General features: G+C 66.3%; 19 protein-coding genes. 9 read left to right on the top strand and 10 right to left on the bottom strand.

Features of this window, described 5'->3' with window-relative positions:
• Positions 1-45: 45 nt before the first annotated feature.
• Positions 46-819 (top strand): 5'/3'-nucleotidase SurE, encoded by a 774-nt coding sequence (surE, locus tag ESB00_RS16415; RefSeq protein WP_129048871.1) that lies wholly within the window; start codon positions 46-48, stop codon positions 817-819.
• A 97-nt stretch (positions 820-916) separates the two neighbouring features.
• Here the strand turns inward: surE and add are convergent, their stop codons facing one another.
• The 5 genes from add to ESB00_RS16440 all read right to left on the bottom strand — a co-directional run bounded on the left by add (position 917) and on the right by ESB00_RS16440 (position 11,543).
• Positions 917-1,909, bottom strand: a complete 993-nt coding sequence (add, locus tag ESB00_RS16420) for an adenosine deaminase (RefSeq protein WP_129048872.1) — start codon at positions 1,907-1,909, stop codon at positions 917-919.
• A 2-nt stretch (positions 1,910-1,911) separates the two neighbouring features.
• Positions 1,912-3,519 carry an NCS2 family permease gene (locus ESB00_RS16425; RefSeq protein ID WP_129048873.1) on the bottom strand — a complete coding sequence of 536 codons (1,608 nt, stop codon included), beginning with the start codon at positions 3,517-3,519 and terminating at the stop codon, positions 1,912-1,914.
• 174 nt (positions 3,520-3,693) lie between these two features.
• Positions 3,694-4,458, bottom strand: coding sequence for a 5'-methylthioadenosine/S-adenosylhomocysteine nucleosidase (mtnN, locus tag ESB00_RS16430; RefSeq protein ID WP_129048874.1), 765 nt, complete (start codon positions 4,456-4,458; stop codon positions 3,694-3,696).
• A gap of 147 nt (positions 4,459-4,605) precedes the next feature.
• The gene (locus ESB00_RS16435; RefSeq protein ID WP_129048875.1) at positions 4,606-8,097 is read right to left on the bottom strand and encodes an ATP-binding protein; all 3,492 of its coding nucleotides are present in this window, start codon (positions 8,095-8,097) and stop codon (positions 4,606-4,608) included.
• A 104-nt stretch (positions 8,098-8,201) separates the two neighbouring features.
• Complete coding sequence (locus ESB00_RS16440) at positions 8,202-11,543, bottom strand: ATP-binding protein (protein WP_129048876.1); 3,342 nt, start codon at positions 11,541-11,543, stop codon at positions 8,202-8,204.
• 451 nt (positions 11,544-11,994) lie between these two features.
• Between ESB00_RS16440 and ESB00_RS16445 the strand changes: the two genes are divergently transcribed.
• Both ESB00_RS16445 and ESB00_RS16450 read left to right on the top strand, forming a co-directional pair.
• Entirely contained in the window at positions 11,995-12,981 is a 987-nt protein-coding gene (locus ESB00_RS16445) for an ABC transporter ATP-binding protein (RefSeq protein WP_129048877.1), read from the top strand.
• Between the two features lie 88 nt (positions 12,982-13,069).
• Complete coding sequence (locus ESB00_RS16450; RefSeq protein ID WP_129048878.1) at positions 13,070-14,221, top strand: ATP-binding response regulator; 1,152 nt, start codon at positions 13,070-13,072, stop codon at positions 14,219-14,221.
• Here ESB00_RS16450 and ESB00_RS19755 read toward each other — a convergent pair.
• The 4 genes from ESB00_RS19755 to ESB00_RS16465 form a co-directional block, all read right to left on the bottom strand.
• Positions 14,218-14,379 carry a hypothetical protein gene (locus tag ESB00_RS19755; RefSeq protein ID WP_164976265.1) on the bottom strand — a complete coding sequence of 54 codons (162 nt, stop codon included), beginning with the start codon at positions 14,377-14,379 and terminating at the stop codon, positions 14,218-14,220. The two genes, ESB00_RS16450 and ESB00_RS19755, sit on opposite strands and share 4 nt — an antisense overlap.
• 216 nt (positions 14,380-14,595) lie before the next feature.
• On the bottom strand, positions 14,596-15,429 hold the full coding sequence (locus ESB00_RS16455; RefSeq protein WP_129048879.1) for an SDR family oxidoreductase: 834 nt from the start codon (positions 15,427-15,429) through the stop codon (positions 14,596-14,598).
• Entirely contained in the window at positions 15,426-16,199 is a 774-nt protein-coding gene (locus ESB00_RS16460; protein WP_164976266.1) for an SDR family NAD(P)-dependent oxidoreductase, read from the bottom strand. The genes ESB00_RS16455 and ESB00_RS16460 overlap by 4 nt, the downstream gene beginning before the upstream one ends.
• A 65-nt stretch (positions 16,200-16,264) precedes the next feature.
• On the bottom strand, positions 16,265-17,155 hold the full coding sequence (locus ESB00_RS16465) for an aminoglycoside 6-adenylyltransferase (protein ID WP_164976267.1): 891 nt from the start codon (positions 17,153-17,155) through the stop codon (positions 16,265-16,267).
• Between the two features lie 184 nt (positions 17,156-17,339).
• Here ESB00_RS16465 and ESB00_RS16470 point away from each other — a divergent pair, with 184 nt between their 5' ends.
• From ESB00_RS16470 to ESB00_RS16495, 6 genes are all read left to right on the top strand, one after another.
• Complete coding sequence (locus ESB00_RS16470; protein ID WP_129048882.1) at positions 17,340-18,548, top strand: beta-ketoacyl-[acyl-carrier-protein] synthase family protein; 1,209 nt, start codon at positions 17,340-17,342, stop codon at positions 18,546-18,548.
• Positions 18,545-20,575, top strand: a complete 2,031-nt coding sequence (locus ESB00_RS16475) for an ATP-binding protein (RefSeq protein ID WP_129048883.1) — start codon at positions 18,545-18,547, stop codon at positions 20,573-20,575. The genes ESB00_RS16470 and ESB00_RS16475 overlap by 4 nt, the downstream gene beginning before the upstream one ends.
• Positions 20,554-22,407, top strand: a complete 1,854-nt coding sequence (locus tag ESB00_RS16480) for an ATP-binding protein (protein WP_129048884.1) — start codon at positions 20,554-20,556, stop codon at positions 22,405-22,407. Before ESB00_RS16475 ends, ESB00_RS16480 begins: the two co-directional genes overlap by 22 nt.
• A gap of 60 nt (positions 22,408-22,467) precedes the next feature.
• Positions 22,468-23,715, top strand: a complete 1,248-nt coding sequence (rmuC, locus tag ESB00_RS16485) for a DNA recombination protein RmuC (RefSeq protein ID WP_129048885.1) — start codon at positions 22,468-22,470, stop codon at positions 23,713-23,715.
• On the top strand, positions 23,712-24,059 hold the full coding sequence (locus ESB00_RS16490; RefSeq protein WP_129048886.1) for a hypothetical protein: 348 nt from the start codon (positions 23,712-23,714) through the stop codon (positions 24,057-24,059). Before rmuC ends, ESB00_RS16490 begins: the two co-directional genes overlap by 4 nt.
• 65 nt (positions 24,060-24,124) lie before the next feature.
• Entirely contained in the window at positions 24,125-24,946 is an 822-nt protein-coding gene (locus ESB00_RS16495) for an MOSC domain-containing protein (RefSeq protein ID WP_129048887.1), read from the top strand.
• 56 nt (positions 24,947-25,002) lie between these two features.
• Here ESB00_RS16495 and ESB00_RS16500 read toward each other — a convergent pair whose 3' ends face one another.
• On the bottom strand, positions 25,003-25,413 hold the full coding sequence (locus tag ESB00_RS16500) for a peptide chain release factor family protein (RefSeq protein ID WP_129048888.1): 411 nt from the start codon (positions 25,411-25,413) through the stop codon (positions 25,003-25,005).
• Positions 25,414-25,548 lie beyond the last annotated feature (135 nt).

A 25,548-nucleotide genomic window follows, 5' to 3' on the forward strand; every position in this document is an offset into this window, starting at 1 on the left:
CCGCTTTCATTCCGGGCGAATCGGGGTTTTCGTGTCCGGAAAGCCATGAAGCTCCTGGTCACCAACGACGACGGCATCAACTCAGTCTTCCTGCACGAGCTGGTCTTCGCGCTCAAAGCCGCGGGGCACGAACTGTTTGTGGTGGCGCCGCTCACCGAGCAGAGCTGGACCGGGGCGTCCAAGACCCGCAACCGCCCCGTGCAATCCGTGCGCGCCGAGCAGGGCTTCGGTTGCCCGACCTGGACGGTGGACGGCACGCCCTCGGACTGCGTGAACATCGCGATCGCCCACCTGCTCCCGGGCAAGGTTGATGCCGTGGTCAGCGGCATGAACGTGGGTTTCAACTGCACGCTGGGCTTCGTGATCGCCAGCGGCACCGTCGCCGGCGCCTGGGAAGGCGCGCTGCACGGCCTGCCCGCGATGGCCGTCTCCCAGGACGTGTCGGAGTCCACCTACTATTACCTGAAGGAACACGGCGGCCAGCCCGACGCCGAGCTGAGCGCCACGCTCAAGTCCTCCGCCGCGCACGCCGCCCGTCTCGCCGGCGAGCTGTTGCCCGCCACCGCGCCCCGCAGCTTCACGGTGCACAACCTGAACATGCCTTTCCCCTGCCGGCCCGACGCCGCGGTGAAGCGCACCGTGCTTTCGCAGTTCTTCGTGCCCGGCCTCTTCTCCCCCCCCGACGCCGACGGCCGCCACAAGCTGATCTGGACGCAGGGCGAGGACGTGTCCCCGCCCGAGCCGCTCACCGACCTGAAGTGCCTCGAGTCCGGCAGCATCAGCCACACGGTGCTGGATTACCGGAAGCTCGGGCGGTGAACCGGCGGTGCCATGTAGGGTCGTCGCTTGCGACGACCTCGTCCCCGACAATCCAAGGTCGGCCCAAGGGCCGACCCAACAGGAACAGGGAGCGCTCCTACATTTCCCGCGCCGCCAGCTGCGTGCGCTCGTGGCGCGTGAGAAACGCGATCTCCAGCGCATGCCGCTGCGCCAGCGCGATCTCGTCCGGCGTGAGGCCGGCGGCGGGCGCGGCGACGGTGAACTCGTGGCGCAGGTCGATGCCGCTGATGACCGGGTCGTCGGTGTTGATCGTCGCGAGCAGGCCGTGGCCGAGGAAGCGTTTCATCGGGTGATCCGCGAAACCGGGCACGGTGTTGGTCTGGACGTTGCTCGTGAGGTTGACCTCGAGGCCGATGCGCCGCTCGCGCAGGTGGTCGAGCAGGCGCGGGTCGTCGATGGCCCGGATGCCATGGCCGATGCGTGTCGCGCCGAGTTTTTCCAGCGCCGCCCACACGCTCGGCGCGCCACCGGCCTCGCCGGCGTGGACCGTGATCGCCCAGCCGGCATCGCGCCCGCGCTTGAAATGCTCCACGAAGAGCTCCGCCGGCCAGTTCTTCTCGTCGCCGGCGAGGTCGAGCGCCACCAGATGCGCCCGCTGTGAGAGCAAAGCCTCCAGCTCGATGCGGCAGGCCTCGGGACCGAAGGTGCGGCTGAGGATGCCGATGAGTTTCACCGGCAGCCCGGTGCGGGCGCGGCCTTCCTCAACGCCGGCCACGACGGCCTCGACCACGCGCACGGGATCGAGCTTGTTCGGGCCGGCCATGAAATACGGGCTGAAGCGCAGCTCGACGTAATCGAGCCCCTCGGCGTGGGCGTCCTCGACGTTCTCGCGCGCTATCCGGCGGCAGGCGTCGTAGTCGCCGAGCACGGCGATCATCCAGTTGAGCTTGGCCAGCCAGGTGACGAGATCGGGCATGACCTCCGTGACCTGCACGTGTGGGCGCAACGTCTCAAGCGTGTCGCCGGGCAGGCGGATGTTGTGCTGGCGTCCGAGGTCGAGGATGGTCTGCAGGCGGACGTTGCCGTCCAGGTGCCGGTGCAGGTCGATGAAGGGCAGGCGAGGGTCCATGGTCAGGCGACTTCGTCTTCAGCCCGGGGCACCGTGATGAACTTGGCCAGCAGAAAAACCAGCGCGGCCAGTGCGTAGCCCAGCGCGGCGCCGCCGGCGGGCAGGAGGTTACGCCCGGGCGTGAGCGTGCCGGTCGCCCAGGCGAGCAACGGCAGGTCAATCACGGTGTCGCGTCCGGTCAGCGCGTAAGCATGCATCAGGCCCGTGAGCGCAAGCAGCGCGCCCAAGGCACACCAGCCCGCCGCGCGCAGCCAGGCGCGGTCAATGATACAGACAATGGTCGCCGACCAGATCATGGCCGAATAGAGAAACCCCTGCTCCAGCGCGAAGCCGCCGCCGAGGTAGGCGCCGGCCGCGTGGGCGGCCGACAGGAGACTGGCGTCGAGCGACGCCCCACCCGCCCCCACGGCCGTCTTCACCACAAGCATCACCCACGCCGCCAGCGCGGGGAACAGGCCGACGATGACGGCCGGATAGTATTTCTTTTCCGTCACTTCAAAGGCCTGCGCCGCGATGATGGAGCCGATCCACAGGATGATCGCGATGCCCGCTTCAGCCGGGATGAGCCAGGTGAGCGCCGCCATCGTGCCCGTCACGCAGACGAGGGTGATGAACACGCCGTTCAGGGCGGAGTAGCCGGCGCGCGCGCCGAGTTTCTTCCACGCCGGGTGCCCGATGTAGATCGAGGTCGGGAACGGCGAGCCGAACGCCGCCGCCGCGAGTGTGCCGAGTCCGCTGACCACGAGGCTCGGCGTCGCCGGGTAACGGTCGCCGGCCGCCGCGGCCGACTCAATGTTCTGCAACGAAGCGAGCACGCCGAGCAGGCCGATGGGGATCACCACCGACAGATAGGCGAGGATGTGCCCGCCGGAAAAGGCCGCCCACAACTCGCCCACCACCGGCCACGGAAAATAGAACCTCACGTGCTCGAGCGGCTGCACCGCCGGCCCGCCGACCGGCGCGAGTCCCGTCGCCCACGCGATGGCCGTGCCCACGGCCAGCAGCACCAACGTCGCGGGCAGCCCGCCGCGAAATTTCACGCGCCCGAAGAACACGACGAACACGAGCACGAGCATCACGATGCCGATGACCGGTTGCGCGTAGGCCTGGAAGAAGAACGCCAGCCCGAGAAACCCAAGCCCCACGCCGCCGAGCGTCGCAAGCATCGCCGCGACCGGCGTGTGGCGCCGGACTTTTTCCGCCACGAACGAGCCGCCGAATTCCAGCAGTCCGCCGAGGAAGCAGGCCACGAGCCCCGCATGCCACGCGAAGCGCTCCGGATCGGACAGGCCCTGCGCAATCGCCAGTTGTTTCGCAGGGAGCATCACCAGGAAGACATGTGCAAACAGTCCCGGTGTGCTGATGCCGTAGGGCAGCGCGGTCACGTCGGTGCGACCCTCGCGTTTTGCCAGCAGCCTCGCCTGCCAGGCATAGAACAGGTTGCCCACGAGAAACGAAATCGCGACGCCCGGCAGAATGCGCCCGTAGATCAGTCCCGGCGAAAACCCCAACACCCCCGTGCAAAGCGGCGCAAGGATGAGCAGCTGCACCAGGTTGTTCACGAACGCCACCACGAACCCCTCCCCGTCGCCACGCGAAAACCACTTCATGGCCCATCCCTCCCAATTGCCACCACCCACCCGACCGCCGGACCAATGTTCGTAATACGAACATTGGCCGCGAGGGCGCCCGCCTGCTCCCGAGGTGATTCGCCGGAGGGGCGAAAGCCCAATGTTCGTATTACGAACATTGGGGGCAGAGGAGCGGGACGGGGATATGGCGCATCAGGCTTGGGCGAGGTGGCCGGTGAAGTGGATGGTCCAGCGGGCGGCGGCCCAGGCGGCTTTCTGGCCGAGGAGGCGGTAGTCGTTGCCGGGGTTGGCCTGGGTGCGGTTGCTGCCGGCGCGGAAGACGATGTGCGGCACGCCGAGCTGCGTGCAGACCTGCGCGATGGCGGCGCTTTCCATCTCCATGATGTCGGGATTCAGCTTCGCGCGCAGGTCGGCGATCTTGGCATCGGAGACGCCGAACAGGTCGCTGGCCGTGACAACGCCGGTGAGCACGCGCGGCACGTAGGTTGCGCCGTTGGCGGTGACGGGCTCGGCCACGTAGCTGGCGACGGCGGCCTTCGCGAGCTTCAGCAGACGAAGATCGGGCCGGTAGAACCAGTGGGTCATCTGCCCGGGCAGCGGGCCGCGGACCTTGCGATAGACCATGCCCTGGTCCGTCAGGCTGCCGGCGGCGTGATGGATGGTCTTGGTCGAAATGACGGTATCGGCGGTGCGAACGCGCGGGTTGAAGCGCGAGCCCGTGCCTGAAACGAGCACCTCGGCCGGATGAAATTTCTCGATGAACAACGCGGTGACCATGGCGGCGTTGGTGACGCCCACGCCGGTGACGGTCGTCACGACCGGCCGCCCGCGCAGCAGGCCCGCGACGTAGGGGAAGCAGGCGAGCCGCCCGGACTTGGCCCGCTTGATCTCCGCCTGGATGAGACGGATCTCCGAGGGCATGGCGCTGAGGATTAGAGTCGGACCGGTCTTGGGCATGCCCGGACCAAGCAAGAGCCTTACCAAACGGGTGGATTTCGCTGCGCCGGAGGCGGCGTCAAACAGCCCCGGAACGAATCCCGCGTCCAAGCGGAGTGGCACACCGAGTCGGCGATTTTCCGTCGAGTCCGTGAACCTGGAGGCGGCTCAATCGCGCCTGGTCGTCTCCACCGCGCGCATCAGGTCGGGGATGTCGTAGGGCTTTGGCAGGCTGGCGCGGAAACCGTAGGCTCGGGGATTGGCCATGATGGGATCGCTGGAGTAACCGCTGGAGGCGACCGCCCGCACTCCGGGATCGATGCGGAGCAGCTCCTGCAAGGCATCCCGCCCGCCCATGCCGCCGGGCACCGTGAGATCGAAGATCACGAGGTCAAAGGGCCGGCCGGATTGCCGGGCGGCAACATAGGCGCGCACAGCCTCAGCCCCATCCACCGCAAACACCGTTTCGTGACCGGCCAGCGCCAGCATGCGACCGACGACCCGGCGGATGACGTCCTCGTCATCCATCACAAGGATGCGGGCGGGCAAATGCGCCGAGGAATCCGGGCCCGACTCCAGTGTCGGCGCCGACCCGGCCCGGGCCGCCGGCAGCCAGAGGCGGAAGGTCGTGCCCTGTCCGACCTTCGACTCCACCGCGATGTGACCGTTGTGTTTGCGGACAATGGAACGGACGGTGGCGAGCCCGAGACCGCTGCTGCCGGTCCCGCTTTTGGTGGAGAAGTAGGGATCGAAAATGCGGGGCAAAACCTCGGGCGGAATCCCCTTGCCCGAGTCGGCCACCGTGAGCCGCAGGTAGGAGCCCGCCGGCAGGGCGTCCACTTCGCCCGCCGGCAGCTCCGCGGCGGCCAAGCCTAGTTTAACCACGCCGCCGCCCGGCATGGCCTGCACGGCGTTGATGACAAGATTGTGGACGACGCGGGAAATTTGTCCTGCGTCCACGTCGCCCGGAGGCAGGTTGGGCGGAAGGTCGAACTCGAACCGCACGTTGGAGCCGTGGCGCGCGAAGTTGGCGGCCTCGGTCACGATGTCGGGCAGCGCCACCGCGGTGCGCACCGGATCACCGCCCTTGGCGAAGGTGAGCAACTGCTGCGTGATGTCCCGGGCGCGGCGTGCGCCGCGCTCGGCCTCGGCGAGGCAGTCGCCGGCGGCCTCCATCACGCGTTTGTCCATGGAGGCCAGACCGAGATTGCCGAGGATGGCCGTAAGCAGGTTGTTGAAATCGTGGGCGATGCCGCCGGCCAGCACGCCGAGCGACTCGAGGCGGGACGAACGCTCCAATTCGGTTTGCAGGCTCGCCTCCTTCTCCAGCTGGAGGCGGATCTGCTCGGTCTGTTCCCGCACCCGCCGTCGCAACGCGACGACCCAGGCCGCCGCCAGCAGCGTCATCACCACCAGTGCGGCGGCGGCGTAGGCGATCCGGCGGATGGTCCACCAGGAGGGTGATTCGCGCAAAACGAGATCCGCCGGCGAACGCAGCTCCAGGCGGAACGAGCGGGGGCGGCGGTATTCATCGAACTCCAACACATAAACCCCGGTGGCCTCCAGCCGGCTCCCCGGCTCCGGCAAAGGCCGGCTGTCCGTGGTGTGCAGCGTGCCGTCGAAGATGACCCCAGCGCCCTGAAACAGCAGACGGGCCGTGTGGCCCTCGGTGATCACCTGGCGCAACATGGCCTCCAGCCGGACCAAACGGGCATCCGCCTCCGGCTGCATCCGTTTGATGTCCGTGAGCACGAGCGGCACCACCTCCGGCTGTCCAGCCACAGTGCGCCAGCGGGCCTCGCGCAACACCGGTCGTCCGCCGAGCCGGCCGATCAAACCGACCACCTCGACGGTAGTGCCGGGCGCAAGACGACCGCTCTCCCGCGAAAGCACGAAGAGTCCGCCGGTGGCATCCTGCAGGTAAAGATAGCGCCCCGGCTCGTGCATCAGCACCGTGCCCTGCAACTTCATGCGCCGGGCGGAGACCTGGGCGGCATGCAGTTGCCGGACCGCGGCGATGTTTTCCAGCGCGAGGCCGAACGGATCGGCCGGACTCGGTTCATCAACCAGCACGCCGCTTTGATCCTGAACCCAGACCCGGATTTCGGCGCCATCCTGGCCGGGATTGGACTGGGCTTCGCAGACGCCCTGCACCCGGACCATGGCGCCGGGTAATTTTTGCAGCCCCTCGGCGGGCGGAACGAAGGCGGAAAACTCGCCCGTCGCCGCCGTGAGCTCCAACCGGATCCAGGGTCCGGAGGGCACCACCTGGCGAACGAATCCGCGCAACTCCACCCAACGCGCCTCCTCCGCCCCGCTCAGTGCCTGTTCGAGACTGATGCGCCGCGGCGGCGGCAGCGTCTGGGCGCCAAGCTGCTCGAGTGAACGGGCCTCGACCTCAGGCAGATGGCGGCCGCGCGTAGTCACGCCGATCACGGACACGGAAGTGCCGAACTCCGGGGCCGGTCCGGCGAGCCGGCGAACCGCCACGCCCCCGCTGATATCCTGCAGATAAAACCGGTCGGAGTGTTCGCTGGACCACGTGACAACACCGCGGAGGGCGACCGGATGGCGGTGGTCGGCTTCTGTCGGCTCAAGTTGGAGGACCTGTTCCGCCAACCGCAGCCGCACCGGCAGGGCGCGGCCGGCAGAGCGGGCCGCCGCGGAATCGTCAGCGGAGACAAACGGACGGAGCAGCGGCTCGCGAAGCGTCCAGCCGAGATCGGCCGCAGCCGCCCGGCCGACCACCTCGACCGTCGTGCCGGGTTGCGGCGCGCCGGGTTGCACCGCCGCCAGTTCGACCTGACCGGTGTCATCCCGCACGGTGAAGCCCGAGCCGTTTTCGGCCCGGCGCAATTCGCCCACGATGCGCACCCACGGCTGGGCCGCGGCGGACTCCAATCTTTCGATGGGAGTGCGGGCGAGCCGGAAGCGCTCGTCGTCAACCAGCCAGTCGAGAACTTCCACCTGCTGGCGGTCCGAGCTCCACAGCTGGATGTTTTGGATTCCCCCGGTGGAATCGGTCGCGACATCGTAAACGCCGCGCACCCGCACGCGGGCCCCGACGAGCTGGGGCACGGGTTCGGTGCCGGTGATCTGCACGGTCAGGTTGATCAGGCGCCCTTCGGACCACAACCGGGCCTCGATGTGCATGGGGTCGGGTTCGTTCTGACCGAGCACATAGCCCTCGAGCGAAACCAGATGCCCGTTGAGCACGCCCAGTTCGCTCAGCCGCCCCGCCGCGGGCACCGGCGCCGGCAGCTGCTCATCGGCGAGGAAGGTCGTCACCACCCGGCTGCCATCAATGCCATAGGCCGGAACCACGGTGCCCTCAATTCGCACGCGCTGGCCGGCCTTGAGCGGCAGCGCCTTGCCGCTGACGGGCAGGTAGGAAGACAACGCGCCGGTCTGGCCGTAAAGCAGCTTCCAGGCGGGGTCGTAGTAATAGACGACGATTTCCATCTGCAAGCGGTGTGGCCGTTGCCGATCCGCCTCGGGCACGGTCCAGAAATCGCCGGCCGTGGTGATCACCTTCTCCGGCTCGATCGGTTCCTGCGCAGATATCCTGCCGCCCGTCAGTCCCATCAAGACCAGCGACAGCACCGCAAAAAAACGGCGCAACCGCACAAGGTTGGCCGGAAATTCTGGGATGGATGCCACGGCAATGGAGGAAGATCGCAGGATGATGCGTCACCCTAGGACCGTTCTCCCCTAACGGTCAGCTGAAATTTTCCCGAGGACCAACCTCACTGCCCGCCGCCGGCTCAGTCGCGGCGCACTTCCTCCACCGCCCGCAGGAGATCGGGAATATCATAGGGCTTGGGCAGGCTGATGCGGAAGCCAAAGGCGCGCGGATTGCCCATGACCGGGTCGCTCGAATAACCGCTGGAAGCGATGGCCCGGACATCGGGATCGAGGGCGATGATTTCCTGCAGAGCATCTTTGCCTCCCATGCCGCCCGGCACGGTAAGGTCGAAGATCACCAAATCAAAGCCCCGGCCGGTTTCCTGCGCGGTCCGGTAAGCGCGGACCGCTTCCGCCCCGTCGGCGGCAAACGTGGCTTCGTGGCCGGCCAGCGAGAGCATGCGGCCGGCGACGCGGCGGATGACATCCTCGTCATCCATGACCAGAACGCGGGCCGGCTGGTTGGTGGCCGAGCGGCTGACGGGACTGCCCCGGGGCACGGGCGCCTTCTGGGCCGCGGCGGGCAGCCAGATGCGGAACGTGGTGCCTTGGCCGACTTGCGACTCCACCTCGATATGGCCGTTATGCTTCCGGATGATCGAGCGCACGGTCGCGAGCCCGAGCCCGCTGTTGCCCGCCTTGGACTTGGTCGAGAAATAGGGATCGAAGATGCGGGGCAAAACCTCGGGCGGAATCCCCTTGCCCGAGTCGGTCACCGTCAGTCGCAGGTAGGAGCCCGCCGGCAGCGCGTCCACCTCATCCGCGCGCAACGTCGCAGCCGCCAGGGCGAGCCGCACCACGCCGCCGCCCGGCATGGCCTGCACGGCGTTGATCACGAGATTGTGGACGACGCGGGAAATCTGCCCCGCGTCCACATCGCCGGGCGGCAGGTTGGGCGGAAAATCGAACTCGAACCGCACGTTGGAGCCATGGCGCGCGAAGTTGGCGGCCTCGGTCACGATGTCGGGCAGCGCCACCGCGGTGCGCACGGGATCGCCGCCCTTGGCAAAGGTGAGCAGCTGCTGCGTAATGTCGCGGGCCCGGCGCGCCCCGCGCTCGGCTTCGCCAATGCATTCGCCGGCAGCCTCCATGACGCGCTTGTCCATCGCGGCGAGCCCGAGGTTGCCCAGGATGGCGGTGAGCAGGTTGTTGAAATCATGCGCGATGCCGCCGGCCAGCACGCCGAGCGACTCGAGGCGGGACGAACGTTCCAGTTCGGTCTGCAGGCGCGCCTCCTTTTCCAGCTGATGGCGGATCTGCTCGGTCTGTTCGTGCACACGGCGACGCAACACGCCCACCCAGATGACCACGGTCAGGATCACCAGCAGCAGCACACCAATGATCGCGAGCGTGCGGCCCGGCGTCCACCACGGCGGAGTGGACAAAACCTTCACGTCCGCCGGGGCCCGCAGTTCCAGCCGAAAACCGTGCGGGCGCCGGTATTCATCGTATTCGAGCACATAGACGCCGGTCACTTCCACGCGACTGCCGACATCCGGCAGCTCCCAGGTTGGGGCATTTTGCAGCGTCGCCTCGACGATGCTGTCACCAGACTGGAGGACCAGGTTCACATTCTGGCCTTCCGGAGCGGCCTGACGCAGCACGCCCTGGATGCGCACCAGCCGGGCGTCCGCCTCGGGCGACGGGCGCGCGGGATTCCCCAAGACAAGTGGCACCACGGCCGGACCGGCCGGGCCCGGCCTCCAGCTCCCCTCGCGCAGGACCAGACGGTTGCCCACCCGACCGGGGAAGCCCACGGCCTCGATCCGGTCGCCAACCGTCAGTCTACCGGTGGCCCGCGAGAGGATGAACAGGCCGCTGTCGCCTTCCTGCAGGTAAAGGTAGCGACCGGGCACATGCTGTAGCACGGTGCCGGTCACCTTCAGGCGGTGGTTGACCAGTTGGGAGACATTGAGCTCGCGCAAGCCGGCGATCGTCTCGCTCGCGACATCAAAGGGGTCGGCGGGACTGGCCTCGTCCACCAGCACACTGTCGCGATCCTGCACCCACAGGCGAATGTCGGTGATCTCGCGATTGGCATTGGTGACGGCAGAACACACCCCGCGCACCCGCACCAGGGCTCCGCGCAAAACCAGCAGGGAATCGTCGGGCGGCAGATAAGCTGAAAATTCACCCGTGAAGGTGGTCAGGTCCAGGCGCGTCCAGCCGTTTTCCCGGGTGACCTGACGGATAAAACCGCGCATCTCCACCCGCTGCCCATCCTCGGCGCCGGACAAAGCTTGTTCCAATGTGACGCCGCGCACCGGCGGGATCGCCTGCGTGCCGAGGTAGACCACCTCCAGCGTCTCCACCTCGGGCAGGTAGTCTCCGCGGGTCGTCACCCCGATCAGGCTCAGCTGGGTCCCGGGGCCAATGCCGCCCACCCGGCGGGGAGGATGACGGACACGCACACCGCCGCTCGCATCCTGCAGATAGAAGAAATCCGCCCGGTCATCCAGCCAGGTGACCACACCACGGAGCGCGACCGGATAGCGTTTCTCCGCGAGGTCCGGGGGCAACTCAAGCACCTGCTCGGCAAGGCGCAACCGCAGGGGGACCTGCCCCGGACCCTGGAGCGCGAGCAACGGACGCGCCAGAGAACCGGTGCGACGGAAAAGCGGATCCTGCAGGGTCCAACCGAAATCCGCCGGCGCCGCGCGGCCAATCACCTCCACGGCCGAACCTTGCTCCAGCATCTGGGGTTGCGCCGTCGCGATCACCACCTGGCCGCTCTCATCGCGCACCGTGATGGATTTGCCCGGCTCCTGCGCCCGCAACTCACCCGCAATCCGCACCCACGGCTGTTTGGTCACCTGATCCAGCCGGTCGATCGTCGTGCGGGGCAGGCTGAACCGCTCGTCATCCGCCAGCCAGCTCACGATCTTGATGTCGTCCTGGCGGGAGGTCCACCCGGCAATATCCTGCAAATTGCCGGAGGGATCGCGGGTGGAGACATAGACGCACCGGAACCGGATGCGTGCACCGACGAGCTGGGGCACGGGATCGGTGCCGTTGTTTTGCAGCCGGAGGTTCACGAGGTGATTTTCGCAAAGCACCAGGAAAAGCACGTGCGTGAAGTCGGCATCATTTTGGGCAAACACATGGCCCTCCATCTCCACCCACTGGGCATCAAGGGCCGCATAATCGCCGACCCGGCCGGCCGTCGGCAAGGGCTCGGGCATGGCGTTGGCCTCCAGCACCGTTGCTTTGAGTCTGCTGCCGTCCAACCCCTCGGCCGGGATTATTTGTCCTTCGAGACGAACGCGCTGCCCGCTGCGAATCGGGAGCGTTTCGCCCCGCATGGGCAGATAGGCCGTCCCCCCGGCACCCTGCCCCCAGATGAGTTTCCAGGCGGGATCATAGTAATAGACCGTCAGCTCCATGTCCAAGGCGTGGAGCCGGTCCCGCTCCGCGGCGGGCACGCTCCAAAATTCTCCGGCAGTCCGGATAACCGGTTCTGGCTGCGCGAACAGCGGCCCGGCGAGCAGCAAGCCGAGCAAGCAGAAACGCGCAGGCAGAAGCCGCGGCATCCGTAAGGAGAGAGCCGGAATCTGAACTAAAAGGGGCAAGAGGTGATGTCGGACGGTGTCCTGACTCCAACTAATCGACTGGCCGGGAGTGACACTTAAATCTACAGCCATGAAATCCTCTTCCACGCAAAATTCAACGGAACAGCACCGGCCATTCTAGGGAATTGCGGCCCTAGAACGGACCTAAAAATGCCCTCGCCGGCGGGTGTGCGGGAAGCGGTCTTCCGGGGTTGAAACCGATAATCCAGCCGAACTTGCCCCGCACACGGACCCGGGACCGTGAATCTGCCGGGGCAGACCACGATTGCCATAACCCGCAAAGCATGCTCAGTCGGCGACCTCCATGATCGAAGTCGAGAACCTCACGCGCGTCTTCCGCACCTACAAGAAACAGCCGGGCTTCTGGGGCGGCGTGAAGGGCCTGTTCAAGCGGGAATTTGAGGAAACCCGCGCCGCCGACGGTGTCAGCTTCTCGATCAAGGAGGGCGAGTTTGTCGGCTTCCTCGGCCCCAACGGCGCGGGCAAGACCACCACGCTGAAAATGCTTTCCGGGCTGATTTACCCGACCAGCGGCACGGCGCGTGTGGCGGGCTTCGACCCCTCCAGGCGCGAGAACGCCTACCGCCGGCTCTTCGCGCTCGTGCTCGGCCAGAAGAACCAGCTGTGGTGGGACCTCCCCGCGCAGGAATCGTTCACCCTGCTTCGCGCGATCTACGGCCTGCCGCCCGACCAGTTCAAGGCCACGCTCGACGAGCTCGTCACCCTGCTCAATGTCGGCCACAAGCTCAACGTGCAGGTCCGCGAGCTGTCGCTCGGCGAGCGCATGAAGATGGAGCTCATCGCCGCCCTGCTCCACCGCCCGCGCGTGCTCTTCCTCGACGAGCCCACCATCGGCCTCGACGTCGTGTCGCAGAAGGCCGTGCGCGAGTTCCTGCGCGACTACAACCGCAAGCACCGCACGACCATCCTGCTCACGAGCCACTACATGGCCGACATCTCCTCGCTGTGCGAGCGCGTGATCGTGATCGACCACGGCAAGAAGATCTACGACGGCGACCTCGACCGCATCGCCGGCGCCGGCAGCGGCAAACGCATCGTGAAGTTCAAGCCCCGCGACGGCGCCTTCCCCGCCGACTGGAAACCCCTCCACGGCGAGGCCAAGGTCTGCGAGGACGGCGAGATCCTGCTCCACGTGCCCAGCGACAAGGTCACCGCCGTGTGCTCGCAGATCCTCGGCGGCGGCGCCGTGGACGACATCACCATCCAGGACGTGCCGCTCGAGGACATCATCAGCGAGCTGTTTACCCGGCAGCAGGGCGCCGCCCGCTGAACGCGGCGGCCAAATCCGGGCCGAATCCGGCACAGACCAAGCTTCGGATTGCCAAACGCGCGGGCACTGTCCAGCCTGCGTGACGCCCATGTCCGACACCGCTTCGCCTGTCCTGCCCGCCCCTGCCAAGGTTCGCCCCAAGGTGCTGGTCGTCGATGACGAGCTCGGCCCGCGCGAGAGCATCAGTTACCTCCTCCAGGAGGAGTTCGAGGTCGTGGCCGTGGACCGCGTGGACCACGGCCTGGAGCAGATCAAGCAGGGCAACTTCGCCTGTGTGATCATGGACATCCGCATGCCGCAGAAAAACGGCATCCAGGGCCTCGAGGCCATGCGCAAGATCGATCCCGAGGTCTCGATCATCATGATGACCGGTTACGGCGCCCTCGCGACGGCGCAAGCCGCCATCAGCCTCGGCGCAAACGAGTATCTCAAGAAACCCTTCGACGTGGACGTGCTGCAACAGGCGGTGCGCCGGCATGTCGCCGAGGGCATCGAGCGCAAGAAGCGCACCGGCATGCTCAGCCAGCTCGAGAGCATGTATGAGTCGGTGATGACCGAGCAGAAAAAGCAGCAGCTTTCCTCCGGTTTCAGCCAGGCCGCCGCCGCCATGGTGCACGACATCTGCAACCCGCTCGTCGTATCCATCGGCTACACCAACATGCTCCTCGACGAGGTGCGCCAGCTGCCGCCCGCCGGCCGCGCCGGCGAACGCATTCTGCAATACGCCGAGACCCTCGAGAAGTGCGCCTCGTTCTGCCTGCACCTGGCCGAGTCCTGGCGCCAGACCACCCGCCACGCCAACGAAGTGGACACGGTGGACCTTTACGAAACGGCGGTTGAAACCAAGGGCGTGCTGTTTTTCGGCACCAACCGCATCGAGGTCACCGGCAGCCGCGGCGGCATCATCAACGGCATCCGCTTCGAACTGGTCCGCCTGCTCCAAAACCTGATCAAGAACGCGCTGGAAGCCGGCGCGTCGCAGGTCACCGTCTCCGTCGAGCGCCGCGACCGCTCGGTCATACTCGCCATCGCCGACAATGGCAGCGGCCTACCTCCGGCGGTGATGGAGAGCATCCTCAAGAAGCCGATCGAGTCGACCAAGGCCCATGGCACCGGCCTGGGCATGACGATTTGCCGCCATATCGTGTCCGTGCACCGCGGCGAAATGAAGGTTGGTCCGCGTCCCGGCGGCGGCACGGTCTTCACCGTGACCTTCCCCGAGGCGACGACGACCGCCTAGGCCGCCAGCGGCGCCAGTCCGGCGCGCAACCACGCGGCGATCGCCGCGTGATCCGGCACCGCAAAGCCGCGGGTCCGGGCCACCGCCGGTGCGACCTCCTCGAAAAGATCCAGCTCGGCGAGCAGCGCGCGGGCCAGAGCCCGCCGGTCCGGCGCCACGGCGAAGTGCGTTTGGGCCAGGCGCCGCGGCTCCAGCCACTGTTCCGCCTTGCGCGCCTCCGGCCGGGCCTTCTTGAGCGCCAGTCATACTGGCCTCTTCCAGCTGCACCTGCTTGAGCAAGCACGTCACGCCTGATACAGAGCTTGCTTCCGCTTTCGCCGGTGAAAGCGCACAATCTGCCACCTACCTTCCGCCGGAACGCATTGAACTCACGTCTACTTTTCAGACCGATTGAAAAATTTGTGCGCGAGGGCGTCCAGCAGACTTGTGGGCAACCAACGCTTCAAGGTAAGCTGCACCCGCGCACTGGAGCCCACCACGTAACGTGATTTCGCGTGCGGATCGGCGATGGCCGAGTGGATGGCTCGCACGACCTGGGCGGGATCCACCCCGTTTTGCGCCGCTTTCTCGGTGATAAGTTGCGCGCTTCCCCAGGCTTTTTGGTAATTTTCAGGAGCGTTGGTGATCTGAGAGATCTGGGCCGCGGCTTTTTGCCAGATGGGCGTTTTCACGGCTCCGGGCACAATCAGGCTCACCTGCACACCGCTGCCTCGAAGCTCCATGCGAAGTGCATCACTCAGACCTTCGAGCGCAAACTTACTGGCCGCATACGCCGATGCAAAGGGCAGGGCGATGTGCGCCGACGTGGAGCTCACGTTCACGATGCGCCCCCGTGTTTTGCGGAGCTGGGGCAGAAATTTTTGAATGAGCGCGACCGGGGCCAGATAATTGACCTCCATCGAGCCGCGGAAAGCCTCCAGCTCACTGGTTTCCACGGGACCAATTTTGAGCATGGCGGCATTGTTCACGAGGGCAAAAAGCCCCTCCGGCTCCGCCGCGTTGATGCGTTCAAAGGCCGCGTGGATCTGTTCTGGCCGGGTAACATCCAGGGCCAATGTCGTCAGGGAACCTCTGGCCTCCCTGCGCAGGGCTTCACCGTCGGAAGGCTTTCTCACGCCCGCGTAAACGCGAAAGCCCTTTTCACTGAGGGCAAGGGCGCAGGCTTTGCCGATGCCGGTGGAAGCACCGGTGACGAGAACCGCCTTCAAGGGCTGACCCCCATCCGGTTTTGGCGCGGGCGGAGCAGCCTTTCCCGAACGCGCCTGGGCAACCTTGCCAAAATAAACGTGAGATACCGGATACCCCGGGGAATCACCACGAGTTCCTTTTTGTCCTCAATGGCCTGAAAGGCCAAACGCGCAGCTTCGACGGGAGCAAGGAGGAAGGGAATACCATCAAGGCCCGGCTGGGTGGCGCGCGCCAGCGGCGTGTCGATGTAACCTGGCGCGATACAGCTCACCGTGATGCCGTCTTTTTTAAGATCCATAGCAAGGGACTCGCAGTAGCGCACGAGTGCCATCTTCGAGGCGCTGTATGCTCCCACTTTCGACAATGGTAAGTAAGCCGCGGCCGAGGCGATCGCCACGATCTGCCCTTTCTTCTCCGGAAGCATCACATCCAGCGCCGCTTCTGCGGTGTGAAGAAAGCCTTTGAGGTTCACATCGAAAATGAGATGCTCGCGATCAAAGTCGACCGAAGCAATTTGCTCTCTGGGACGCCCGTTGTTCACGCCTGCGGAGGCGATGACACAGTCCAGCGTTTGCCCTGCCGAAAAAGCCTTGAGCACCCGCCGGGTGGCGTCCCGGTCCCGCACGTCGAGCTCATAAAACTCAGGCTTCGGCGCGGTCGCCCGCGGGAAAGCTGCCTCGAAATTTTCCAACGTTCCACCGCACACGCCCACCCGTGCACCCTTGGAAAGATAGAGCTCGGCAAGGGCTGCGCCCAAACCGCTAGTGCCCCCGGTGATAAAAATGTTCATGTGTTGCCCTCCCGAAAGAGGATTGGAATGGCGGAATCTTCGGCTCCATACCCGGCTTTGTCCGCTTAGGGCCTGGCCAGGATTTTGTCCAGCTCGGCCCGCAACCAGGCCGCGACCGCAGAGTGATCGGTCTGGGCGAACCCGCCCGACTGCGCAACGCTGCAACTCACTTCCTCGCACAGTTCGATTTCCGCCAGCAGCGCCCGCGCGAGGGCCTTTGCATCCAGACAGGTGGCGATATCCGTCTGTCGCAGCCGCCGGGCATCGAGCCATTGCTCGGCCTTGCGCGCCTCGGGCCGCGCCGGCCGACCGGCCAACCGCGCCTCTTCCGCCAGAAGGGCCAGCAGGTGATCCATGAGCTCCACGTGGTTCCATCGGGCCGCCGCGCGCAGTTCGCCGCGCGCAATTTTCTTCTGCACCCAGACAGAATGACGCCAGAAACCCCGGACATGAAACTCGAAATCCGCGGCGGAGAACGCCTCCTCCGGCCAAGGGTTCGCGGCCGCCGCCAGCCGCTTTTCCCAAGCGGCTCCGCCGAGCATCACCCGGTGGCCCGGACGAACCACGACCCGGGTATTCGCGATCGCACGCCGCAATGTGGCCGGGTAGAGTCCGCGCCACGCCGGCCGGGCCATGGCCCAATAAACCAATTTCATCAACCGGCTGGGCATCAAGACGAGATCCACCTCACACCCACCGGCAAAAACCACGCTGAGCTTGTCTACGCCGCGCTCGGTCCTTTCGAGATGCGTGCTCCAACAGGGCGCGATGGCGGCCAGCCAGCCGGCATCGCGGTAGCGCGCGGGATTCGTGCTAAACAGCTGAAAATCCAAATCGGACCAGGCATCCACCTGCCCGCCGGGCTGGACCCGTGACCCGATCTGGACGAGGGCCGAGACATCGGGCCGTCGCCGCGCCCACTCCACAATACGGTTCTCAATTTCCTCGGCGGTCATGCGGTCGGATATGGGCGACACGCGGCGCATGGCGCAAATCTCTTTTCATCGGCGGGCTTGCCGAATCCATCTTTGTCCGCCTACCTTGCCAGCGTGGTATGGCAACGCGATAGCCTGTCCCTGCTTCAGCTTAGCGCCAAACTCCTTCCCTTTGTGACTTCCAATCTTGTGACCGCCCCCAGCCATGCGCCGACGCGTTAAGATCACCGGCATCGGCCCGGTCACGCCGGCGGGCATCGGGCGCGACGCTTTTTTCCGGGGCATCAACGAACCCGTCAGCCGCATCCGCGCGATCAAGCGCTTTGATCCCGGTGCGGGCCCCTTCGTCGGCGCCGAGGTGCACGACTTCGACCTCGGCGAGTTTGCGCCCGACGAGAATCCGCGCCGGCTCTCCCGGCACACGCAGTTCAGCCTGGTCGCCGCCATGCTCGCCATGCGCGACGCGGGCCTCGCTCCGGCCGACGTCCGCGGTCTCACCCCGCTGGTTGTCACGGGCACCTCGATCATGGATTTCGAGAAGATCGGTCGCGGGATGGAGACGGTGATGAAGAAGGGTGTTCGTTACGCCGCCAGCCAGGGCAGCATCATGTATGAGGCGTCGGTGGCGAATGTCGCCGGCAAGATCGCCCAGTGGCTCGACACGCCCGCACGGATGCTGACAATGCAGACCTCGTGCTGCTCGGGACTCGACGCCGTCGGCCAGGCCTTCGAGCAGATCGCGGCGGGACAAGCCGAGTTCGCCATCGCCGGCGGCAGCGAATGCCCTCTCTCCTATTACCCCTTGCTCGGCTTCAATGCCGCCGAACTCAGCCCCGCCACGGACGAGAACCCGGAGCGGCTCTGCCGGCCCTTCGACCTCTGGCGCACCACCGGCGTGCTCGGTGAGGGCGCGGCCATGTTCGTGCTGGAGCCCGCGAGCAGCCCCCGGCCCGCGCTCGCGTGGATCACCGGTTACGGTTTCGCCAACGACCCCGACAGCCAGACGGCGCTCGGCCTGACGGATGCGCTGCGCATCGCCCTGGCCAACGCGCAGCGACGCATCGAGGAAGTGCAGTTCATCAACGCCTGGGGCACCGGCCACCGCTTCATCGACGCGAACGAGACTTATGCGCTCACGCGCCTCTTCGGGGCCCGCCTCAACGAAATCCCCGTGAGTTCGATCAAGGGAGCCATCGGCACCGCCCTCGGCGCGTCGGGTCCGATCCAGGCCGCAAGCACCGCACTGAGCCTGCACCACGGGATCCTGCCGCCGACGGTGAACTGGGAAACCCCTGACCCGGGCTGCCCGCTCAACCTTTCGCCCCAGCCCCGTCGGATCCAGGCGGAGATCGCCGTGATCAACGCCCACGGCCTGTCGGGCAGCAACTCGGCCCTGGTGTTGGAACGAGCATGACCCCGCTCCTGTTTGCCGTTGCCGTGCTCACCCTGGCCACCGGCGCAGGGATCCTGTGGAACAATCCGGTCCGTTTCACCAACCGGATGTTCGCCCTCGCCTCCGCGGCCGCGGCCGCGTGGCTCTTCTTTGTCTTCCAGTCCTTCCGCATCGGCGCACTGTATCCCGAAGTCCCGGACGCAAACCCCGTGCCGTGGCTGCAGGGCGCCGGCGCGGTCGCCGCTTTTTTCCCCTGGATCATCTGGTTACTGCTGAATTCAGTCACGACGGCGGAAGGGCAGGTCCTGCAGACCCTCCGGCGCTCCTGGCCCTGGTTCGTGATTGGACTCGCCCTGGTTGGGCTGAGCTACTCCAACCTGTTCATCCCGCCCGACTCGACACCCGACGAGCCCAAGCGCGGCGTGGGCTACCTGATCTACGGAGTCGTGTGCGTCGGCCTGTATTCTTTCCTGCTGGTCAGAACCTACCGGCAGATCAAGCAGACAACCGGTGTCCGCAAGATTGAGCTCCAGTTCATCACGTTCAACAGCTCCTTGGCGTGCCTGCTAGCCATCGGCCTCAACCTGGTGGGCGGCTATCTCGACATCCGCTGGATTTCCCGCCTCAGCCCGCTGGTGGTGCTCGGATTCTACGTGCTGACTGTCTGGGCCGTGACCATTCATCGTGTGTTCGACTCGCGGCAGGTCTTCCTCAACGTCGCCCAGCGACTGCTCACGATCAGCACACTCGCCGGTGGCATTCTTTTCGGAACCCAGCTGCTGGGCTTGGTGCTCACCCCGCCGACGGACCTGATTTGCGCAGTCACCCTTTTCAGCACGTTGGCATTCTGGATCGATCGCCGGTCGCGCGGGTGGTTCAATCTCAACACGTGGCAAAACACGATCGTCATCCGCCAGGCCGTGCACGATCTCACGCGGCGCGAGCCCGATCCCAACAAGCTCGTCGCCGAGTTGGAAGCGCTGCTCCGCTCCTGGTGCCAGACGAACTATGCCGCCCTGCTCTTCGACAGCGGCGAGGTCTATGTGTCGGGCAACATCGAGCTGGCCAAAGATCGCTCCGGCTTCCGCGCGCTGTGCAAGCAGGGTTGGAGCACACCCGAAAGCTTGCAGCGCCTGCGGCCCGAGCCCGGGCTGGTCGATCTCCGGCAGTTCCTTACCGAGTTCAACCTCGGCGTCATTGTCACCGCACCCCGCGGCAGCTCCACGCCGTCCTCGATGCTGGCGCTCGGGGTGAAGACCAACGCCCGACCGTTCACCTACCCCGAGGTCCAGCAGTTGCAGGAGCTGGCGGAGTTCATGGACAATATCCTCGCGCGCTCGCGGCTTTCCCAACAGGCGCGCCAGTCCGAACAACTCGCCACCATCGGCCTCATCGGGGCCAGCCTGGCGCACGAGATCCGCAACCCGCTGGTCTCGATCAAGACGTTCTCGCATCTGCTCTCGACGCGGTTTGATGACCCCGAATTCCGCCGCCGTTTCAGCATGCTCATCCCGGCCGAAGTCGAGCGCATCGACAGCCTCACCCAGCAGCTGCTCGATCTTTCCAATCCCCGTCGCCACCAGATGGAACGGATCTCGCTGCACACGATCATGCAGGAAACCACCGACCTCATGCTCGCCCGGGCCCAGGAGGCCAAGGTGTCCCTCACCATGCAACTGGGCGCGGAAAAGGACACCATCCACGCCGATGGCAGCGCGATCCGGCAGGTTCTCATCAATCTCATCATTAATGCCTTCCAAGCCCTCGAAGCCCAGGAAACCGAACGCAGGGTCCAACTTCGCTCGCGTAACTCGCCGAATGGCAGCGTGATAATCGAGGTTTCCGACAATGGCCCGGGCATCGCCCCCGAACAACGCGCCCGACTTTTCCATCCCTTCGTATCCACAAAGACTAAGGGCATGGGCCTGGGCTTGGCCGTTTGCGCAGATATCTTGCATGAACACCGGGCAACCATCATTGTGCCCGACATCGGGAGACCCGGAGCCACCTTCCGCATTACCTTTCCATGCCCGCAACCCTCATCCTGACGACCCCCGATCCCGGCTTGGAGGCTGCATGGAAGAAGCTGCTCCTACCCCGCGAACCCGCTTTCTTTGCGCGCCCGAACGATTTGCAACGCGAGCTCCTGCGTCCCGGGGCGCGTGTGTGGATCTCGGATGTGAATGATCCGCGCGCCCGTCTTTCCGCCAGTGCCGGCACGATGATCATCATCGTCGGTGAGCCGCACAGCCATCCGTTCGAAAACGCCCGGCAGAACCGTTCCGGCCGGCTCTACCTGAGCTATGAGGAAAGCCGCGTGCGGCTCGGGGAATGCGTGAACCTCCTCGAGGAGATCGCCGAGAAAAACTCCCAGCTGCAGTCGGCGCTCGAGCGCACCCGTCGCAGTGAGGCGCCTTTCCCGCGTGAGACCACCTCGCCGTTTCCCGCCCCCGCACCGGAGGCCGCCGAATCGTGGGATTTCCTGGAGAGCGCGCTCGCCCATCTGGACGACCAACCGCGGCTGCTCGACGAGTTCCGGCGCGCCGCGCGCTACATCCTGAAGTCGGGGCGCGTGCATTATTTTTTCCGGCAGGGCGACGCCTTCGTTTCCAACGAGGGCGACCACCGCTGCGACTCGAGCCACCCGCTCGTGCTTTGGCTGGAGGAACATCCCGCCGCACTGGATCTCAACCAATGGGGCGGCATCGACGACCCCTCCCTCGACGCCCCGATCCGCCAGCAGCTCGTGAGCTGGGGCGCGCGTCTGCTGATACCCTTGCACGCCAACGGCCAGCTCTTCGGCTGGATGGCCCTGGGGCCGCGGGCCGATGGTTCGCCCTACCGCGAGTCCGACAAGTTCCGTGCCGTGATGCAGGGCCGTCTGCTCGAGCGCTGCCTGGAGCGGTCGGCCATGCTGCGCGACTACCAGCAGCTGCAGGCGCAGTCCGCGCTGCGGGCCAAATATCTCTCCGGCTCCCGCCTGCTCACGCGGGCGGAGCTTGCCACCGCCGAGCTGCCGGTCGAGGTGCGCGCCGTCGCGAGCGAGGCGCTGCACACCCAGAAGACCGTCACGCAGCCCGCCCGCGTCCCCTACCGTTTCCGCGTGCAGGCCGGCCCGGTCCCGGAAATCGACGGCGTGTGGACCGTGTGGGAGGAGTCGGCCCCCGAGATCGAGCGCATCACCGCCCTGCTCGAGCAGCACCGCCGCGAACTTTTCCGCAACCTCGGCCTCACGCTCAGCCACGAGCTCTCGAACCCGCTGGTGTCGCTCGTGACTTTTGCCCAGCTGCTCGCACGCAGCAGCACACCCCCGATCGGCGGGGTGCCGGCCGAGGGAAGCAACCCGCCCATCAGCGGCGTGGCGCTCGCCCGCGAGGTCGCCCTCACCAACGAGGTCGCCAAGCTCAAGCTGCTCAACGAGCACGCCACGCTCCTGGGCGACATCGCCCAGCCGGCCGCCAAGAGCGTCAATCTCAACCAGCTGCTGGCCGAACTCACCACCGAGCGCGGCATCACCACCCGCCTGGTTGAGGAACCGGTCGTGCTCCAGCTCGACCCGAATCTGGTGAAGTTCGCCTTTGGGGCCCTGCTCGAGGCGATCGCCGCCAACCGGCCCGATGAAGGCCTGCAGCATCTCATCCTGACCATGCGTGCCGTTGGCGCCGGGCCGACCCGCACCGCGGTCATCACCATCGAGGGCAAGCGCCTCGAGCTCGACGGCACGCTCCCGCCCCCCGGCGGCGACGCCACGCCCAACCAGGGCCGCCTCTCCGTTTTCCTCGCCCGCGAGATCCTCCGCCTCCACGGCGGCACCCTCCAGGCCGGCCCCGGTCTCAAGGGCACCGACATCCAGATCTCCCTCGGCTCGCTCCGCGCCTGAGCCACCCCCGCGGGACCAAGCTTGCTCGCGACTGATTCCGGGGCCTAGCCTCGTCGCCCGATGGTCTTCCTCTATCTCCTCCTCGGCCTGGTGATCGGTGCCGCCCTTGGCTGGTTTATCGCCCGTTCGCAGTCCGCGATCCTGGCGGAACGCGCCCGCCTCGGGGGCGAACAGCTCGCGACGGCCCAGTCCGAACTCGCCACCCTGCGCGCGCAACTCGCCGCGCTTCAATCCGACAAATCCCGCCTCGACACGTTGCTCACGGCCGAACGCGAAGCCCTCGCCAGGACGCAGACGCAGTTCACCGACACCTTCAAGGCACTCGCGGCCGATGCCCTGCGCGAGAATCGCACCGAATTCATCAAGCACGCCGGTGACTCGCTCGTGAAGCCGATCAAGGAATCGCTCGAGAAGGTGGACACCAAAATCCTCGCCCTGGAAAAAGCCCGTCAGGAAGCCTACGGCTCGCTCAGCGAACAGCTGAAGGGCCTGGCCAACACCAGTGCCACGCTCCAATCCGAGACCACCAAGCTCTCCCGCTCGCTGCGCTCCACCTCGACCGCCGGCCGCTGGGGCGAAATCCAGCTCCAGCGCGTCGTCGAACTCGCGGGCATGGTCGAAAACGTGGACTTCATCCAGCAGGCCGCCGCCGGCGACATCCGGCCCGACATGATCATCCGTCTGCCCGGCGGAAAATCCATCGCCGTGGATGCCAAGGCCCCGATGCAGGCCTACCTCGAGGCGCTCGAGGCCGCCGACGAAAATGTGCGCAAGGCGAAGTTCACCGAGCACGCCCGCGCGGTGCGCGGCCACATCGACGCCCTCGGCAACAAGGCCTACTGGCGCGCCATCCAGCCGGCCCCGGAATTCGTCGTGCTCTTCATCCCCGGCGAGGCTTTCTACAGCGCCGCCCTCCGTTATGAGCCCGATCTCTTCGAGCGCGGCACCAGCGTGAACGTCATCCTCGCCTCGCCCGCCACGCTCATCGCGCTGCTCAAGGCCGCCGCCTACGGCTGGAAGCAGGAAGCGCTCTCGAAAAATGCCGACGAAATCCGCCGCCTTGGCTTGGAATTGCACGAGCGCGTCGCCTCGGTCGGGGACAATCTCGACACATTGGGCCAGCGCCTGACCCAGGCTGTCATGGCCTACAACAGCACGGTCTCCTCCGTCGAAGGCCGGGTGTTGGTCACGGGGCGCAAGCTCGAAAAACTCGGCGGCGGCTCCGACAAGAAAATCGTCGAACCGCGCCAGATCGAGGAAACACCGAAGGCGCTCACCGCCCCTGAGTTCAAGGGCCCGTCCGTATGAGCGCCGCCCTCCCCGGCCGTTGGGAGATGATCAAGGCCGAGCTCGCGGGCGAAAACGCCCCCGACATGCTCGCCCTGCGCGTCGTGTTGGAGCTGACATCCGTAACGTATGCCGTCAGCTTTGCCGGCCAGGTCGCCGACCGCGGTACCTACGTGCTCGCGGGCGAGACGCTCACCCTCACCGGCACCGCGGGCCCGAACCAGGGCCGCACGATCCCGTGCATCCTGCAACACCGCGGCGATCTCCTCCGGGTTTGCTACGGCCTCGACGGCACGGCGCCGACCGAATTCGCCACGAAACCCGGCACCCAGCACTACCTCGCCACCTACCGCCGGAAGTCTTAGGCCCATTTCGTTTAGGTTCGTTGTTTTCGGCCTCTGTACTCTGTCTTCTGTCCTCCGTCATCAGCATGCACGTCGCCGGCCTCTTCATCTACCCCGTGAAATCCCTGCGCGGCTGCGCGGTGTCTTCCGTTGAACTGGACGCCCTCGGCTTCGCCGGGGACCGCCGGTTCCTCGTCATCGGCGCAGATGGCCAGATGCTGACACAACGCGGCGTCACGCGCATGGCCCTGGTCGGCACCGCGCTGGCCGGGGGCACCCTCACGCTTACTGCCGACGGCGCCGGTCGCGTCTCGGTTCCCACCGTGTCCGATCCGACGGCTCCGCTGCACACTGTGGCGGTGTGGAAACACGCGGGCCTCCAAGCCGAGGACTGCGGCGACGCCGCAGCCGCCTGGCTCGGAGACGTTCTGGGCCTCACCTGCCGCCTCGTGCGCATCGGCGAAAAATTTCTTCGCCCGGTCACCAAGAAGGCAGGTCGCCCCGGCGATGTTTTCTCCTTCGCCGACGGCTCACCCGTGCTCGTCACCAGCGAGGCCTCGCTCGCCGACCTCAACGACCGCATCCAGGAAAACCAGGGCGAGCCCGTGCCGATGGACCGCTTCCGCCCCAACCTCGTGCTCGCCGACTGCGCCGCCTTCGCCGAGGACACGTTTCCTCATCTCCGGATCGGTGACGTGACGCTGCGCGCCGCCGGCAAGAGCGACCGGTGCATCATGACAACGACCGACCAGCGCACCGGCCTCCGCGGCAAGGAGCCGCTCCGCACCCTCGCCACTTTTCGCCGCGATCCGGCGCTCGATCCCACGGCCGTCTGGTTCGGCGCCAACTTCATCAACGAGTCCAAGTCCGGCAAAATTCATGTCGGCGATCGCGTCAGCACGGCTTGAGCGTTGCCGGTGGGTCAGCGCACTTGCGCCCGCCAGCCAATCCGACTCAGCCTGCCTCACTCGTCCCCGCTCACCCGACCGCGGGCGGCCTTGTGGCCGGCGCGGTGGCGTTTGGCGGCGATCATCCGCGCCTTCTGTCCGCGCGATTTTTGGCGTTTCTGCCGCTTCGCCAGCTCGCGCGCGGCCTGGGCGGCGTTGGCGGATTCCTGTTTCCGCCATTCCAGCTTGTTGGCCAGCTCCGTCCACGCCAGCAGGCGGTTGACCGACTGGTTGCGTTCTCGCTGGCATCGCGCCTCAACCCCGGTCGGCAGGTGGCGCAAGCGCACCGTGGAGGAAGTCTTGTTGATTTTCTGGCCGCCGGCCCCGGCACCGCGGATGAAAACCTCCTCCACGTCGTCCGCGGCCACGCCCAAGGAGACAAATCGCGCCCGCAGCGACGCTTCCACGATGTCGGGAAAATCGGCCATTTGCTTGTGTCCGGACGAAACCACTGTCCTTTCACGGAGTCAAACGTCCGCCCACCCCGCCCTGTTGCCGGGACAGGATCAGCTCTTGTCTCCGGCCCACGCCCCCTTTCACTTTCCCTCTCAATTCTTTCCCTC

It is taken from the genome of Oleiharenicola lentus, from assembly GCF_004118375.1.
GTDB lineage: Bacteria > Verrucomicrobiota > Verrucomicrobiia > Opitutales > Opitutaceae > Lacunisphaera > Lacunisphaera lenta.

Excerpts from the sequence above, each read along its gene's own strand:
- ESB00_RS16425 (WP_129048873.1), bottom strand. The coding sequence starts at position 3,519 with ATGAAGTGGTTTTCGCGTGGCGACGGGGAGGGGTTCGTGGTGGCGTTC.
- mtnN (WP_129048874.1), bottom strand. The coding sequence starts at position 4,458 with ATGCCCAAGACCGGTCCGACTCTAATCCTCAGCGCCATGCCCTCGGAG.
- ESB00_RS16480 (WP_129048884.1), top strand. The coding sequence starts at position 20,554 with ATGCCCGCAACCCTCATCCTGACGACCCCCGATCCCGGCTTGGAGGCT.
- rmuC (WP_129048885.1), top strand. The coding sequence starts at position 22,468 with ATGGTCTTCCTCTATCTCCTCCTCGGCCTGGTGATCGGTGCCGCCCTT.
- ESB00_RS16465 (WP_164976267.1), bottom strand. The coding sequence starts at position 17,155 with ATGACCGCCGAGGAAATTGAGAACCGTATTGTGGAGTGGGCGCGGCGA.
- ESB00_RS16495 (WP_129048887.1), top strand. The coding sequence starts at position 24,125 with ATGCACGTCGCCGGCCTCTTCATCTACCCCGTGAAATCCCTGCGCGGC.
- ESB00_RS16500 (WP_129048888.1), bottom strand. The coding sequence starts at position 25,413 with ATGGCCGATTTTCCCGACATCGTGGAAGCGTCGCTGCGGGCGCGATTT.
- add (WP_129048872.1), bottom strand. The coding sequence starts at position 1,909 with ATGGACCCTCGCCTGCCCTTCATCGACCTGCACCGGCACCTGGACGGC.
- ESB00_RS16470 (WP_129048882.1), top strand. The coding sequence starts at position 17,340 with ATGCGCCGACGCGTTAAGATCACCGGCATCGGCCCGGTCACGCCGGCG.
- ESB00_RS16445 (WP_129048877.1), top strand. The coding sequence starts at position 11,995 with ATGATCGAAGTCGAGAACCTCACGCGCGTCTTCCGCACCTACAAGAAA.
- ESB00_RS16460 (WP_164976266.1), bottom strand. The coding sequence starts at position 16,199 with ATGAACATTTTTATCACCGGGGGCACTAGCGGTTTGGGCGCAGCCCTT.
- ESB00_RS16475 (WP_129048883.1), top strand. The coding sequence starts at position 18,545 with ATGACCCCGCTCCTGTTTGCCGTTGCCGTGCTCACCCTGGCCACCGGC.
- surE (WP_129048871.1), top strand. The coding sequence starts at position 46 with ATGAAGCTCCTGGTCACCAACGACGACGGCATCAACTCAGTCTTCCTG.
- ESB00_RS16450 (WP_129048878.1), top strand. The coding sequence starts at position 13,070 with ATGTCCGACACCGCTTCGCCTGTCCTGCCCGCCCCTGCCAAGGTTCGC.
- ESB00_RS16490 (WP_129048886.1), top strand. The coding sequence starts at position 23,712 with ATGAGCGCCGCCCTCCCCGGCCGTTGGGAGATGATCAAGGCCGAGCTC.